This window comes from Nocardioides kongjuensis (genome assembly GCF_013409625.1).
Lineage (GTDB): Bacteria > Actinomycetota > Actinomycetes > Propionibacteriales > Nocardioidaceae > Nocardioides > Nocardioides kongjuensis.
Genome location: NZ_JACCBF010000001.1, coordinates 887,470 through 900,975, shown reverse-complemented (window position 1 = coordinate 900,975; position 13,506 = coordinate 887,470). Strand labels below are relative to the sequence as shown.

The 13,506-nt window shown below is 73.2% G+C and carries 14 protein-coding genes; 7 read left to right on the top strand and 7 right to left on the bottom strand.

Annotation, left to right across the window (positions count from 1 at the left end):
• Window positions 1–80 precede the first annotated feature (80 nt).
• Window positions 81–602 carry a DUF6326 family protein gene (locus tag BJ958_RS04240; RefSeq protein WP_179725689.1) on the top strand — a complete coding sequence of 174 codons (522 nt, stop codon included), beginning with the start codon at window positions 81–83 and terminating at the stop codon, window positions 600–602.
• Here the strand turns inward: BJ958_RS04240 and BJ958_RS04235 are convergent.
• The 3 genes from BJ958_RS04235 to BJ958_RS04225 all read right to left on the bottom strand — a co-directional run bounded on the left by BJ958_RS04235 (window position 533) and on the right by BJ958_RS04225 (window position 4,308).
• Window positions 533–1,714: a trypsin-like serine peptidase gene (locus BJ958_RS04235; RefSeq protein WP_179725688.1), complete on the bottom strand. Its 1,182-nt coding sequence runs from the start codon at window positions 1,712–1,714 to the stop codon at window positions 533–535. The genes BJ958_RS04240 and BJ958_RS04235 overlap by 70 nt on opposite strands.
• Window positions 1,715–1,795: 81 nt before the next feature.
• A complete protein-coding gene (locus tag BJ958_RS04230) occupies window positions 1,796–2,860 on the bottom strand; it encodes a lipase family protein (RefSeq protein WP_179725687.1) in 1,065 nt (354 codons plus the stop codon).
• A complete protein-coding gene (locus BJ958_RS04225) occupies window positions 2,857–4,308 on the bottom strand; it encodes a M28 family peptidase (protein WP_179725686.1) in 1,452 nt (483 codons plus the stop codon). Before BJ958_RS04225 ends, BJ958_RS04230 begins: the two co-directional genes overlap by 4 nt.
• Window positions 4,309–4,395: 87 nt before the next feature.
• On the opposite strand from BJ958_RS04225, the gene BJ958_RS04220 reads away from it, so the two are divergent.
• Window positions 4,396–5,433 carry an AsnC family transcriptional regulator gene (locus BJ958_RS04220; RefSeq protein WP_179725685.1) on the top strand — a complete coding sequence of 346 codons (1,038 nt, stop codon included), beginning with the start codon at window positions 4,396–4,398 and terminating at the stop codon, window positions 5,431–5,433.
• Here BJ958_RS04220 and BJ958_RS04215 read toward each other — a convergent pair.
• From BJ958_RS04215 to BJ958_RS04205, 3 genes are all read right to left on the bottom strand, one after another.
• Window positions 5,348–6,670, bottom strand: coding sequence for an MFS transporter (locus BJ958_RS04215; protein ID WP_179725684.1), 1,323 nt, complete (start codon window positions 6,668–6,670; stop codon window positions 5,348–5,350). The two genes, BJ958_RS04220 and BJ958_RS04215, sit on opposite strands and share 86 nt — an antisense overlap.
• Before the next feature lie 90 nt (window positions 6,671–6,760).
• On the bottom strand, window positions 6,761–7,114 hold the full coding sequence (locus BJ958_RS04210; RefSeq protein ID WP_179725683.1) for a cupin domain-containing protein: 354 nt from the start codon (window positions 7,112–7,114) through the stop codon (window positions 6,761–6,763).
• Between the two features lie 14 nt (window positions 7,115–7,128).
• A complete protein-coding gene (locus BJ958_RS04205) occupies window positions 7,129–8,466 on the bottom strand; it encodes an FAD-binding oxidoreductase (protein WP_218865594.1) in 1,338 nt (445 codons plus the stop codon).
• Between the two features lie 117 nt (window positions 8,467–8,583).
• Between BJ958_RS04205 and BJ958_RS04200 the strand changes: the two genes are divergently transcribed.
• The 5 genes from BJ958_RS04200 (at window position 8,584) to BJ958_RS04180 (ending at window position 12,462) form a co-directional block, all read left to right on the top strand.
• Window positions 8,584–9,252: a lysophospholipid acyltransferase family protein gene (locus BJ958_RS04200; RefSeq protein WP_273516975.1), complete on the top strand. Its 669-nt coding sequence runs from the start codon at window positions 8,584–8,586 to the stop codon at window positions 9,250–9,252.
• Window positions 9,253–9,355: 103 nt separating this feature from the next.
• The gene (locus BJ958_RS04195) at window positions 9,356–9,958 is read left to right on the top strand and encodes a hypothetical protein (protein WP_179725682.1); all 603 of its coding nucleotides are present in this window, start codon (window positions 9,356–9,358) and stop codon (window positions 9,956–9,958) included.
• A gap of 17 nt (window positions 9,959–9,975) precedes the next feature.
• Window positions 9,976–10,848, top strand: coding sequence for an arylamine N-acetyltransferase (locus tag BJ958_RS04190; RefSeq protein WP_218865592.1), 873 nt, complete (start codon window positions 9,976–9,978; stop codon window positions 10,846–10,848).
• A 95-nt stretch (window positions 10,849–10,943) separates the two neighbouring features.
• Window positions 10,944–11,498, top strand: a complete 555-nt coding sequence (locus BJ958_RS04185; RefSeq protein ID WP_179725681.1) for a hemerythrin domain-containing protein — start codon at window positions 10,944–10,946, stop codon at window positions 11,496–11,498.
• A 1-nt stretch (window position 11,499) separates the two neighbouring features.
• The gene (locus BJ958_RS04180) at window positions 11,500–12,462 is read left to right on the top strand and encodes a TIGR03557 family F420-dependent LLM class oxidoreductase (RefSeq protein WP_179725680.1); all 963 of its coding nucleotides are present in this window, start codon (window positions 11,500–11,502) and stop codon (window positions 12,460–12,462) included.
• A 3-nt stretch (window positions 12,463–12,465) separates the two neighbouring features.
• Here the strand turns inward: BJ958_RS04180 and BJ958_RS04175 are convergent, their stop codons facing one another.
• Window positions 12,466–13,413, bottom strand: a complete 948-nt coding sequence (locus BJ958_RS04175; protein WP_179725679.1) for a carbamate kinase — start codon at window positions 13,411–13,413, stop codon at window positions 12,466–12,468.
• Window positions 13,414–13,506 lie beyond the last annotated feature (93 nt).

Genomic DNA, 13,506 nt, shown 5'->3' with positions numbered 1-13,506 from the left:
CGGCCCCGCGGCCGATGCCCTGCGCCGCCGGGCCCGGCGATCGTGGACCCACCGACCACCACCACGACCACGGAGACCCGATGAGCGCAACCAACCCCACCGCCCCACTGCACGACGAGCCGGTCCCGGTGCGTGCCAGCCTCGCCGCGACGTGGACCGCCTTCATGTTCTTGTACGCCTACGTGGACATCCTCAACTTCTTCACCCCCGGCGTCGTCGAGGACATCCTGGACGGCAGGGTCTTCGAGTTCGACCTCTCCCAGACCTTCTCGGCCGCGGCGCTGACCCTGGTCGCCATCCCGATCCTCATGATCGTGCTGTCGATGACGCTGCCCGCCCGGGCGAGCCGCACCGCGAACCTGGTCGTGGCCTCGCTCTACGTCCCCGTCACGGCGTTCAACCTGGTGGGAGCGGACTGGCTGTTCTTCTACGGCCTCGGCGTCGTGCTGGAGCTCGCCCTGCTCGCGCTCGTCCTTCGCTGTGCCTGGACCTGGCCGCGCACCACGCCGGCCCCGGCGACGACCGGGGCACCTCACCCCCACATGCTGCGGCCCCAGCCCGCAGCAGCGACGAACCCGTCGCCGCCGGAGGCGCACGAGTAGGTCTCGGTGCCGAAGAGCGTGCCGTCGTACTCCACGCCGTGGTGGACGCCGATCGCGTACGGGCCGTCGTCCCACCACCCCCACAGCGGCGCACCGGACGCACCGGACGCCTCGTCGGCGTCGCTCTCGACCTGGGTGGTGTCGTAGGTGGAGCCGTTGACGTTGATGTCGTCGCCGTCGTCGTCGTCACGCACGGCGATCGCGGTCTCGTGCGACATCGAGGCGAGACTGATGTCGTAGGGGTAGCCGGCCATCGTCCAGTAGTCACCGTCCTCCCACGACGAGCTGTAGTGGCGGTAGCCGAAGTAGCCCGTGCGGTCGCCGATCGGGTCGTAGAGGCCGCAGATCTTGATGTCGCTGCCCGAGTCGGAGTTCCACGACCAGTAGCCCGACACGTAGCTCAGGAAGCCTGCGCCGAACACCGACTGGCCGTTCCAGCAGGCCGGGACGACCTTGATCATCCAGCCGGAGCCGGCGTTGGGCTGGACGTGGCCGCTGGTCATCATCGTGCTCCGGCCGATCATGTAGCCGGTCGCCTCGCTGTCGTAGATCCACGCTCCGCCCGGCGTCGCCTGGTGGTAGACGTAGAGCTTGCAGACCGCGGTGTAGGGGTAGGCGTCGGGGTAGACCAGCGACCGCGACTCGCCGCCGATGATGGTGCTGTGGTTCGACAGTCGTGTGCGGGTCCCGCGTGCGTTCAGGCCGAACGCGGTGTCGCGCAGCGAGCTGACGACCTTCGGGTGCATGCCCGACGGCACGCCACGGGGCCGGTACGGGGCACCGATCTCGCCCCGGGCATCGCGCGGCGTACGACGGTCGCGGACCAGGGCCGCCTCCGCCCGCTCGGCGAGGCTGCGCGTCAGCGCCTCCCCGAGGTTGGCGTCCCGCCCCGGCACGCCGGGCAGCAGCAGGCGGTCCGCGTGCAGCACCGGGAGACCCGCGAACTGCTCCCCCGCATCGCGCAGCCGGACCTCACCCTCGGCCCCGTCGGCCGGCATCAGCAGCCGGGCCGACTCGGTGACGTAGCCCCACGGCCGCTGGTCGTCACCGACCGGCACGTCGTCACGCTCCCACAGCTCGCGCTGCGAGAACGGTGCGTCCTGTGTTGTCATCGCCTGTCTCCTCGCTCGCGCGGTGCCGGCGGCACCGCTCATGCAGAGAGGAGTCGCGGGGAGGCGGGTTGATACAGCGGGTCAACGGGGCACGAGCAGCCCGGCCACCCACGCAGCGGCCGGCTGCGGCGCCCGACCGGGGGCGAGCACCCCGGAGTGACCGGTGCGCCACCAGTGCGGCTCGACCCGCAGGCCGGACTCGCGGTAGCCGCGGACCAGCGAACGGGTCAGCCAGAACGGGGCGACCTCGTCGGCGGCGGCGGCGTCGATGCGCAGCGGCATCCCGGTGGGCAGCGCGAGCCGGGCGACGTCGTGGGTGCGCAGGGAGCCCAGCAACCGGTCCCGTACGACGTCCCCGCGGGCTCCGAGCAGCGCACCGGGGGCGAGGCCGCCGAAGGAGGAGCGGTGGGCGAGCTCGGTGAGGGTGCGCTCGCGGAGCTGGGGCCACAGCCGGCGGGCGCGGTCGCTGAGGCCGTCGCCGTCCACCAGCACGGCCAGATCGGGATCGACGGTGGCGGCGCCCTCGATCATGAGGGCGACGAGGGCGGGGACGACGCCGAAGCCGGGCGGGGTGAGCGGCCAGCGCAGGGAGAGACCGATGGTCTGGTCCATCCGGGTGACGGGGGCGAACACGGCGCACCCCGCCAGCGAGAAACCGGCCGGAGCGCCGAGAGCGGCGGCGTGCAGGGCGGCGACGGCACCCTCGGAGTGCCCCGCGGAGACCCAGCGGTGCGACAGGTCGAAGGACGCACGCGCGGCCACGAGCAGGTCGAGCACGGAGGTGGCCAGGGCGGGACCGACCAGGTACGGATGGGGGCCCGGGCTGCCGAGGCCCTCGTAGTCGGGCTGCAGGACCGCGATCCGCCGCCCCAGCAGCTGTGAGACGAAGGCGTCGCCCTGGGTCATCCGCCGCAGCTCCGGGTGCCCGTCGACAGCGGCGCTGGGCGCCGAGCGGTCGCTGCCGCCGGTGGTCATGTGCCCGTAGGTGACGACCGGCCAGCCGCCGGCGGGCGGAGGGCCGGCGGGCAGGTGGACCAGCCCGGTGAGCACGGAGCGTCCCGAGGGGTACGACACCCGCCACGACTCCCCCGCCGCGGCGAGCGCCGCCCGCCCCCGCGCCGGCTCGCGGGCGACGACCGCGCTCACCAGCGCCCCCGCGGCAGGCGCCTGCGCACGGCACGCGGGACCATCCCGAGCCGCCCCGGGGCGCGCCCGTCGGCGAAGGCCATCAGGTCGGCGAAGGCGTTCGCGACGGGGACCAGCTGGTCGACGTCGATCTTGTCGAGGGTGTCGGCGTCGTCGTACAGGTAGAGCGGGCCGGAGACCAGGCTGATCGTGGGGACGCCGGCGGTGAAGGTGAACGACGCGTCGGTGGGCATGCCGTCGAGGGTGAACTCCAGCAGGCCGGCGTTGAGCACCGAGGTCGCGCCGAGCCCGTGGCGGCGGACGGCGCGGACCAGCGCGAGCTTCATCGGCAGCGAGACGTTCTCGAAGAACGCGCGCGGCTCGCTGTGGTCGAGCGTCTCGAATGCCCCGTCCGAGGTACGACGGGCGCGGAGCCCGACGTGCTCGACGGTCAGGTTGAGCGCCAGCCGGTACGGCGAGTCGGGGTCGATCGTGTAGCGGCGGGCGAAGTCCCGGTGCGCCTGGTAGCCGGTGAAGTGGCTGTCGAAGGTGACGAACATCAGCGTCTTGGCCCAGGGACGGCCCGACCGCGCGCGGTCGACGGCGTGCTCGGCGAGCGCGACGACCTCCGCCGTACCGCTGGCGTCCTCGACCGCGCCGGGGCCGATCGAGTCGTGGTGGGACTGGACCATGACCGTCTCCGGCGATGCTCCGTGCAGCACGCCGACCACGGTGCGGGCGGTGACCCGTCGGCGCTCGGCGACCAGCCGCAGCGAGGCGACGGAGCCGGCGTGCAGCCGGCGACGCAGGGCATCCCCCGCGCTGCGGGTGATCCACACGCCGGGCAGGGTCAGCAGGGTCCGGCGGTAGTACTCGTTGTGGTAGCCGAGCGACTCCGGGTAGTCGCGCAGCACGCCGACCACCCCGAGCGCGCCGGCGGCCGCGGCGTCGCGCATCGTGCGGGTGAGCGAGGTGATGTAGGGGTTGCGCGAGCCGAGCGCCTCACGGTTCAGCATCCGCCGGCCGGGGTCGTGCACGTACTCGCTGAGCGGCAGCAGCGCCCACTGCGGCAGGTCGAAGGTCAGGTCGAAGAGCACGATCCGGCCGGCGACGTCGTGGTCGCCGACGCCGTCGGCGCCGATGTCCACGAGCTCGGCCTCGACGCCGTCGGGACCGGTTCCGAGGGGGCCGACCTGCTCGTGGCCGGTCAGCGCGCAGTGCCGGATCGCCGCGCACGCGACCTCGTCCCCGTCGACCGACAGCGCGGTCGACAGGGCCTCCCAGGCGAACGAGTCGCTCTCCTCGACCCACACCTCGTCGAGGCCGGCGCGGCGGAACCGGTCGACGACGTACGCCGCGGCCTGCTCGCCGCCCGGCGTCCCCGTCGCGCGCGGCGCCAGCGCGACCAGGTCCTCGATGGTCGCCATCAGCTGGTCGACGTCGGCCACGTCGGCGGTGCGCTGCCTCATGTCGACGACCCTAGGACCTCGTCACGGCGTGGCCTCCGGGCGACGGAAACCGACATCACCTGGCCGGGGATGGGCAAGACTGCTCACATGACGTCCATCGATGACGGGATCGGTCACCTCGAGATCCTGCCCGAGATCGACCTCGCGCTGATCGACGCGCTGCAGGTGAACCCGCGGGCGCCGTGGACGACCATCGCCTCGGTCCTCGACATCGACGCGGTGACCGCGGCCCGCCGCTGGCGGCGGCTGCACGAGGAGCGCCTGGCCTGGTGGGTGGTCCGGCCGTCGGCGGCCCGGCTCACGCCGTACGTCGACGCGACGCTCGCGCTGCTGCGCACGGCGCCCGGTGCGGCCGAGGAGGCAGCCCAGCGCGCGGCGGCGCCGGACTGGGCGCACACGGTCGACCTGCTGTCGGGCGCGGCCGACCTCGGTGTCGTGGTGCTCGGTGCGGGACTGGCCGAGGTCCACCAGCGCGTCGACGAGCTCGCGGGCCTGTGCGGTGCCGACGTCGTGGAGCGCCGGGTCGTCGCCGCCGTCCACGCCGAGGACGCCGGGTGGCGCCTGGGGATCTGCTCGGCCTCGCAGCGGCGCGCGCTGCTCCCGCGCACCGACGAGCCGCGACCCACACCGCCGCGTGCCGGCCTGGTCGACGAGCTGCTCGCGGCGCTCGGCGACGACGCCCGGCTCAGCGGGCAGGAGCTCGCGGCGCGGGTGGGCGGCTCGGAGCCGACGGTACGACGCGGCCTGGACCGGGCGCTGCGCTCGGGCGTGATCCAGCTGGGCTGCGACCTGGCGACGCCCGCCGCGGCCCTGGGTCGTGGCGTGCTGCTGGAGGTCGAGGCGGACGACCCCGACCGGGCCGGTCGGGCGCTGGCCGGGCACGCAGCGGTGCACCGCTGCGTGCAGACGGTCGGAGCCGGCAACCTGACCCTCGGGGTCCGGCTGGCCTCGCTCGGTCAGCTGCCCCGCATCGAGGCCGAGCTCGCCGTGCTGTCTCCGGGCTGGCAGGTGCGCAGCCGGCTGACCGTGCTGCGCCCGGTCAAGCGACAGGGGCAGGTGCTGGACCGGACGGGACGTCGCGCAGCGCCTCGTCCAGGCGGTAGGCGCGGATCGCGGCGAGGCTGACCAGCACCAGCGCGGATGGCACGACGGAGGTGCCGGCGAGGACGGCGAGCCGCGCCGGGGTGTCGTACGCGTCGAGGCCGCCCTCGTAGCCGCCGACCGCCAGCACCACGCCGAGCAGCCCTGGTCCGAGGGCGAAGCCGAGCAGCTCGCAGCCGGCCCAGACGCCGGAGAACAGGCCGATCCGGTTGTGCCCGGAGGTGCGGGCGTCGTGGGCGGCGACGTCGGGGAGCATCGCGAGCGGGAAGACCTGGATGCCGGCGTACCCGGCCCCCGTGACGGCCGACCAGACCAGGCACCACGCCAGGCTGCCGGACCAGGCGCCGAGCATCGCGACCAGGCCGCAGGCCAGGACGGCCGTCGCGACCAGGTCGCCGGCCTTCTTGCCGTGCCGGCGACCGAGCCGGGCCCACACCGGTGCGGACAGGACGCCGGGCAGCACGAACGCGGCGAACAGGTAGCTGCCGGTGGCGGTGTCACCGAGGAGCACCCGGGCGGCGTAGGCCACCGCGGCGAGGAGCATGCTCGTGCCCGCGGCCTGCAGCACCAGGGCGGTGATCAGCGCTCGCGCGTGGGCGTTGCCGAGGACGATCCGCAGCTGGTCCCGCAGTCCTCCCCCGGCGCTCTCGGCCCGGACCACGGGTGCGCCGCGGGTGCACCACCACACGGCCAGCGAGCCGGCGAGGACGACGAGTCCGGCGAGGACACCCATCGTGCGGTAGCCGCCCGCGGTCGTCGCCAGCCAGGGCGCCACCACCCCGGAGACCGCGATCGCGGTGGTCACCACGCCCACCCGCCACGCCATCATCTGGGTGCGCACGCCGCAGTCGCCGGTGACCTCGGCCGACATCGCGAGGTAGGGCACCTGGAAGAACGCGTACGCCGTCGCGGCGACCAGGTTGGCGAGCAGCACCCACGCCAGGGCGAGCAGGAAGGGCGCGCTCGGCCCGGTGAAGACGAACGCGAGGCCCACTCCCATGAGCGGGCCGGCGACCAGGAGGAAGGGCCGGCGGCGGTCGCGGCGTCGCACCCGGTCGCTGAGGCGGCCGGCCAGCGGGTTGCAGACGACGTCCCAGGCCTTGGGCGCGAACACCACGAGCCCGGCGAGCAGGGCGCCGACGCCCAGCTCCTCGGTGAGGTAGGGCATCAGCAGCAGGGACGGCACCGTGCCGTAGACGCCCGTGGCGACACCGCCCAGCGCGTAGCCGCGACGGATCCGCGCGGGCAGCTCGTCGACCATGGGCAGAACGTAGAGGACGATCGGCCCAGGGCCTGCCGATGCAGGAATCAGTCAGAACCGGTGCCGGCAGGGCGTCTCCCAGTCGCCGCCTCAGCTCGGCTTGGCGTACGCCGCCACGCCGGTGTCGAGGATGACGCAGGCCTCGTCGCCGTCCGTCCAGGCGTCGTGCCCCGGGTCGAGGTCGATGACGTCGCCGGGGCCGATGCTGAACTCCTCGCCGTCGTCGGGCTTGATGGTCATCCGGCCGGAGAGGCAGATCCCGGTGTGGTGGACCTGGCAGGAGTCGGTGCCGGCGATCGGCTTGACGTCGTTCGACCAGCGCCAGCCGGGCTCGAAGGTGCCGCGGCCCAGGGTGAAGTCGCCGAGGGTGACGACGTCCATGTGGCCGTGGTCCTGGAAGGCACGACGCTCGTGCGGGGTGTCGATGCTCTGCTTGTCGGACATGGCTTCTCCTCTGCTCAGACGGTGGCACGCGGACGGATGTTCTGGTTGCCCGCGAAGACGTTGTCGGGGTCGTACTCCGACTTGATGGCGACGAGGCGCTCGTACTTGTCACCGAAGGCCGCGCGGATCCGCTCGTCGCCCTCGTCGCCGATGAAGTTGAGGTAGACCCCGCCCGTGGTGAACGGGGCGTTCGCCCGGCGGTAGTCGCGGACCCAGCCGATGTTGGCGGCGTCCTCGGACTCGTCGAGCCAGGTCGCGAACGGGTGGCTGACCCAACGGGCGGCACGCTGGTTGAGCGGTGTGGAGTCGGCGTCGATGCGGGCCAGCGCGCCGCCCCACGGGAGCAGCAGGTGCTGGCTCATCGGGGAGGGACGGCGGGCACCGGCGTCGAGGAAGACGTCGAGGGCGTCGTCGGGGAAGCTGTCGTGGTAGTCGGCACTCCAGTACTGCCGCAGACCCGCCGGCTGGTCGAGCATCGACTGGAACGCGGTGTAGGGCATCGGGCCGACCAGGTCGACCGCCGGGGCGAGGTCTCGCATCACCTGGACCAGGTCGTTCCCGACAGCGTGGTCGCCGTTCCAGCACACGGCGAGGCCGATCAGGGGCTGGCCCTGCAGGTGCGCGGGGACGAACTCCTCGGGCGGTCCGCTGATCACGACGAGCGCGGTGCCGAGCTCGTCGGGCGCGCCGGCCGCCCAGTCCCGGAAGACGCGGGCGACCTCCGGGCCGCGGTCGAGCGGCCACAGCATCAGCCCGCCGATGATCGTCGGGCCGACCGGGTGCAGCCGGAGCTCCAGCGCGGTCACGACACCGAAGTTGCCGCCGCCGCCCTTGCTCGCCCAGAGCAGGTCCTGGTGCTGGGTCTCGTCGGCGCGCAGCTCGCGGCCGTCGGCGGTGACCAGCTCGAGGGCGAGCAGGTTGTCACAGCTGAGGCCGTACTGGCGCTCCAGCCAACCGGAGCCGCCGCCGAGGGTCAGCCCCGCGACGCCGGTCGAGGAGATCCGGCCACCGGTCGTGGCCAGCCCGTGCTCCTGGGCGGCCGCGTCGAGCTCGCCCCACGTGCAGCCCGCGCCGACCCGCGCGCGGCGGGCGGCGACGTCGATCTCGACCCCCTTCATGGGGCGTACGTCGACCACCAGGCCGTCGTCGTTGGTCGACTGGCCGGCCACCGAGTGGCCGCCCGAGCGCACCGCGACCGCGAGCCCGTCGCGGGCCGCGCGATCGAGCGCCTCCCTGACGTCCGCGGGTCCGGAGCAGGCTGCGATGACGCGCGGCCGCTTGTCGATCATGGCGTTGAACACAGCGCGCTGCTCGTCGTACCCGGCCTCGTCGGGGCCGCACCATCTCGTCATGCCTGGCCTCCTGGCCTCGTGGCCCCTCCCTCCTCCCACGATCCCTGCGGGGCGGTGCAGTGGCATCCCGTGGAATGGGGAAAGGAGGGGTCCGTCCGGGGAACTAGGCTGACCCCCGTGCTGTACGAGGTCCTCCACTCCGTTGTCCCGCCGCTGGCTCGCGCGGTGTGGCGACCGACGATCGAGGGCGTCGCCAACGTGCCGCTGACCGGGCCGGTCCTGTTCGCGAGCAACCACCTCAGCTTCGCCGACAGCGTCGTGATCCCGATCGTGGCGCCCCGCAAGGTGGTGTTCCTGGCGAAGGCGGAGTACTTCACCGGCCCCGGGATCAAGGGCCGGCTGAGCAAGGCCTGGTTCGAGGGCCTGGGCATGGTGCCGGTCGACCGCAGCGACACCCGCGCGGCCCTCAACTCGCTCGACGTGGCGCTCGAGGTGCTCGGTCGGGGCGAGGCGTTCGGCATCTACCCCGAGGGCACCCGCTCGCGCGACGGACGGCTCTACCGCGGCCGCACCGGCGTCGCGCAGCTGGCGCTGACGGCCGGCGTACCCGTGGTGCCGGTCGGGCTGACCGGCACCGACGAGCTGCAGCCGGTCGACGCGCGGTTCCCGCGGCTGGCCAAGGTGACCGTGCGGTTCGGGAGGCCGCTGGACTTCACCGGGCGCTTCGAGGGCGTGGCGCCGGGCCGGGCGCGGCGGGAGGCGACCGACGAGATCATGGACGCCATCCACGCGCTGACCGGCCAGGAGCTCGCAGGTGCCTACAACGAGCGGCCCGTCGACGCCTGATCCGGCTGCCCCGCAGGGCTGGCGTGTCGGCCCGCTCAGGAGTATGCAGGGAGCTACCGGCGATGCCGGTCGGGCGTCGCCCTGCCCCTGAGAGGAGTGGGTCGTGTACGCACGTTCGAGCACGTTCCACGGCAACCCCGCCAACATCGACGCGGGCATCAAGTTCGTCGAGGACGAGGCAGCACCGATGCTCGGCCGGATGGAGGGCTGCCTCGGGCTCTCGCTGCTGGTCGACCGCGCGACCGGGTACTGCATCGCCACCAGCTCGTGGCAGACCGAGGAGGCGATGACCGCCAGCGACGCGCTGCTGCGGCCGATGCGCGACCGCGGCCGCGACGTGCTCGGTGCCTCGATGCAGGTCGACAGCTGGGAGATCGTCGCCATGCACCGCAGCCACCACGGTGCGTGCTGCCGGGTCAGCTGGCTCGAGGGCGACCTCGACACGATGACCGAGACCTTCCGGGTCGCGCTTCTCCCCCGCCTGGACGAGATGGACGGCTTCTGCAGTGCCAGCCTGCTCGTCGACCGGGCCACCGGCCTGGGCTGCGCGACGACGGCCTGGGAGTCGCACGACGCGATGGTCGCGAGCCGCACGATGGCCGACGAGATGCGCAACCGCACGGCGCAGGAGGCCTCCGGCGTGGTGGTCGAGGTGCACGAGTTCGACCTCGCCTACGCGCACCTGCACGTGCCCGAGATGGCCTGAGCCTGCACAATGCCGGGGTGTTCACCGACAGGCTGGACCCCCGGCTCCAGCAGGCCTACCTCGACCGCCTCGGGGTCGCCGCCGAACCGCCCTCGGCCGCGGCCCTGCAGCGGATCGTGCGGCGGCACGCCGAGCGGGTCCCCTACGAGACGCTGTGGATCCACGCCGGCCAGGCCTGGGACATCGACCCGCACACGGCCGCCCGCCGGATCGCGCACGAGCGACGCGGCGGCTACTGCTACCACCTCAACGGCGCGCTCGGGCTGCTGCTCACCTCGCTCGGCTATGCCACGACCGCCCACGTCGGCGGTGTGCACGGCCCGGACGGGGCGAACCCCACCGTCGTCGGCAACCACCTGGCGCTGAGCGTCACCGGCCTCCCGACCGAGGACAACCCCACCGGCACCTGGTACGTCGACAGCGGGCTCGGCGACGCCCTGCACGACCCGCTGCCGCTCGTCGCCGGAGCCCACCGGCAGGCGCCCTTCGACCTCACGCTCGAGGAGTCGGCCGACGGGACGCGCTGGCACCTGGGCCACGACCCGGCGGGCGGGTTCACCGGCATGTCCTGGACGACCGGCGCCGCCCGGGTGGAGGACTTCCTCGCCCAGCACCAACGGCTCTCGACGTCCGCCGACTCGGGCTTCGTGCAGGTGGCGGTGGTCGAGCGGCGCGACGCGACCGGGGTCGACGTCGTGCGCGGCCTGGTGCCCAGCCGGATCGGCGAGGGCGCCCGCACCGATGCGCCGGTCACCGACCGGGGCACCTGGTTCGCCCTGCTGGCCGACGTGTTCGACCTCCCGCTCGACGACCTGACCCCCGCCGAACGCGACCGGCTGTGGAGCACGGTCCTCGCGGCGCACCGACGGTGGGAGGAGTCACAGGCCTGACCCTCGCCCGCCGTATCGGCAGCGGGTTCACGGGTACGGCTCCCGCGGGCCCGGTCAGGGCCCACGGACCCACGGACCCACGCGAGGAGCACCCCATGAGCAAGGACGTCGTCGACCTCATCATGAACGACCACCGCGAGCTCGAGAAGCTCTTCGACACCCTCCTCAACGAGCCCGAGAAGCGCGCCGCGCTCGTGCCGGTGATGACCACCCTGCTCACGGCGCACAGCCGGGCCGAGGAGTCGGAGGTCTACCCGGCGGCCCGCGAGGCCGGCGGAGCCGACGACGTCGAGCACAGCCAGAAGGAGCACCTCGAGGCCGACCAGCTCGCGCTCGCCCTGTCCGAGACCGACCCCTCCTCCCCGGACTTCGAGGCCGCGCTGCAGGAGCTGGTCGACGCGGTCAGCCACCACGTCGAGGAGGAGGAGCAGACCGTCCTGCCCGGCATGCGCGAGCGGCTGGACGAGGCCCGCCGAGCCGAGCTGGGCGAGGCGTTCCTCGCCGCCCGCGAGGAGCACCTCGGCGAGCAGCCGGGCGACATCACCAGGGCCGAGCTCGACCAGCAGGCCGCCAACGCCGGTGTCTCCGGGACGTCGTCGATGAGCAAGGACGAGCTCAAGGAGACCCTCGAGGCAGAGGCGGAGTCGTGAGATGAGGATCGGCTACTTCCTCTCCAGCGAGGAGTACACGCCGGCCCAGCTCGTCGAGCAGGCGCTCGCCGCCGAGGACGCCGGGTTCGACGGGCTGTGGATCAGCGACCACATCCAGCCGTGGAACTCGACGCAGGGCCAGAGCCCGATGGTCTGGCCGATGATCGGGGCGATCGCCCAGGTCACCGCCCTTCCCATCATGACCGCGGTGACCTGTCCCATCGGACGGCAGAGCCCGCTGATGGTCGCCCACGCGGCCGCGACCTGCGCCGTGCTCAACCCCGGCTTCCGGCTCGGGGTGGGCACGGGTGAGGCGCTCAACGAGCACCTCACCGGCGAGGTGTGGCCCTCGTTCGACGTACGCATCGAGATGCTGCGCGAGGCGGTCGGCCTGATCCGGGCCCTGTGGACCGGCGCGACCGTCGACCACCGGGGCCGGTGGTTCACGGTGGACGACGCCCGGCTGTGGACGCTGCCCGGCACGCCGCCGGAGATCTGGATGTCGGGCTTCGGCGAGAAGGCCACCCGGGTCGCCGCCGAGATCGCGGACGGCTACGTCAACACCGCCCCCGGCGCCGAGCTCCGCGAGCTGTTCACCGAGGAGTCCGGCGGCCGGCCGACCGCAGCCGGGCTCAAGGTGGCCTTCGCACCCAGCACGGAGGAAGGCGTCGAGCACGCCCACCGGCTGTGGGCCAACGCCGGTCTCCCCGGCGAGCTCGCCCAGGTGCTCCCCTCGCCGCGGCACTTCGAGCAGGCATCGCAGCTGGTCACGAAGGAGGCCACCGCCGACAGCGTGGTCGCCGGGTCCGCCGTCGGCGAGCACGTCGCAGCGGTGCGGGCCTACGCCGAGGCCGGGTACGACGAGGTGTACGTCTCCACCATGGGCCCGTACTACCGGGAGATGATCGAGTTCTACGGCGAGCAGGTGCTGCCCGGCGTACGCAGGTCGACCCCGGCGGACTGACCGTCAGGCGGCGGGCTCGCGCTCCAGGAAGACGATGCCCTCGTCGAGGGTCGGCACGATCTCGGTGCCGACCTTGCGGGCGAGGAGGTCGTCGAGCCGGTCGAGCGGACCGATCAGGACCCGGCCGCCGGCACGGGCGACCCGGATCGCGGCGTCCACCTTGGGCTGCATCGAGCCCTCGGCGAAGGCCAGCTCCGCGATCGCGTCGGCCGAGGCGGTGACGATGTCACGCTGCTGCGGGGTGCCCCAGTTCTCGCTGACGTAGTCGCCGTCGGTCAGCATGATGAGCACGTCGGCACCGATCTCGGCAGCGAGCGCGGCGCTGGCCTGGTCCTTGTCGACGACGGCCTGGACGCCGACGTGGCGGCCCTTGCGGTCCAGGCGGACCGGCACGCCGCCGCCACCGACGCACACGCACAGCGTGCCGCCCTCGAGCAGGCGCCGGATGAGCGGCGCCTGGACGATGGCGAGGGGCTGCGGCGACGGGACGACGCGGCGGAAGGCGTTGCCGTCCTTGGCGATGGTCCAGCGGTACTCGGCCGCGGCCTCCGCGGCGTCGTGCGCGGAGTACTGCGGGCCGATCAGCTTGGTGGGCCGGTCGAAGGCCGGGTCGTCCTCGGAGACGACGGTGGTCGTGATGATGCCGGCGACCTCGCGCTCGCCCTTGACGGCGTTGGACAGCTCCTGCTGCACGACGTAGCCGATCATGCCCTGGGTCTCGGCGCCGAGGATGTCGAGCGGGTACGCCGCGACGTCCTGGTAGGCCAGGTTCTGCAGGGCGAGCAGGCCGACCTGCGGTCCGTTGCCGTGGGTGATGACCAGCTCGGTGGTGCGGGCCAGCTCGGCGAGCGCCTGGCACGTGGAGCGGACGTTGGCCCGCAGGTACTCCGCCGTCATCGGCTCGCCCCGACGCGCGAGGGCGTTGCCGCCCAGTGCCACTACGACTCGCATGAACTTCCTCCTGCTCGATGGGGTACACGCTGGTATACCATTTCAAAGAATGGTATACCATCACCTGGAGATGGGAGAGCCCGCTCACAGAAC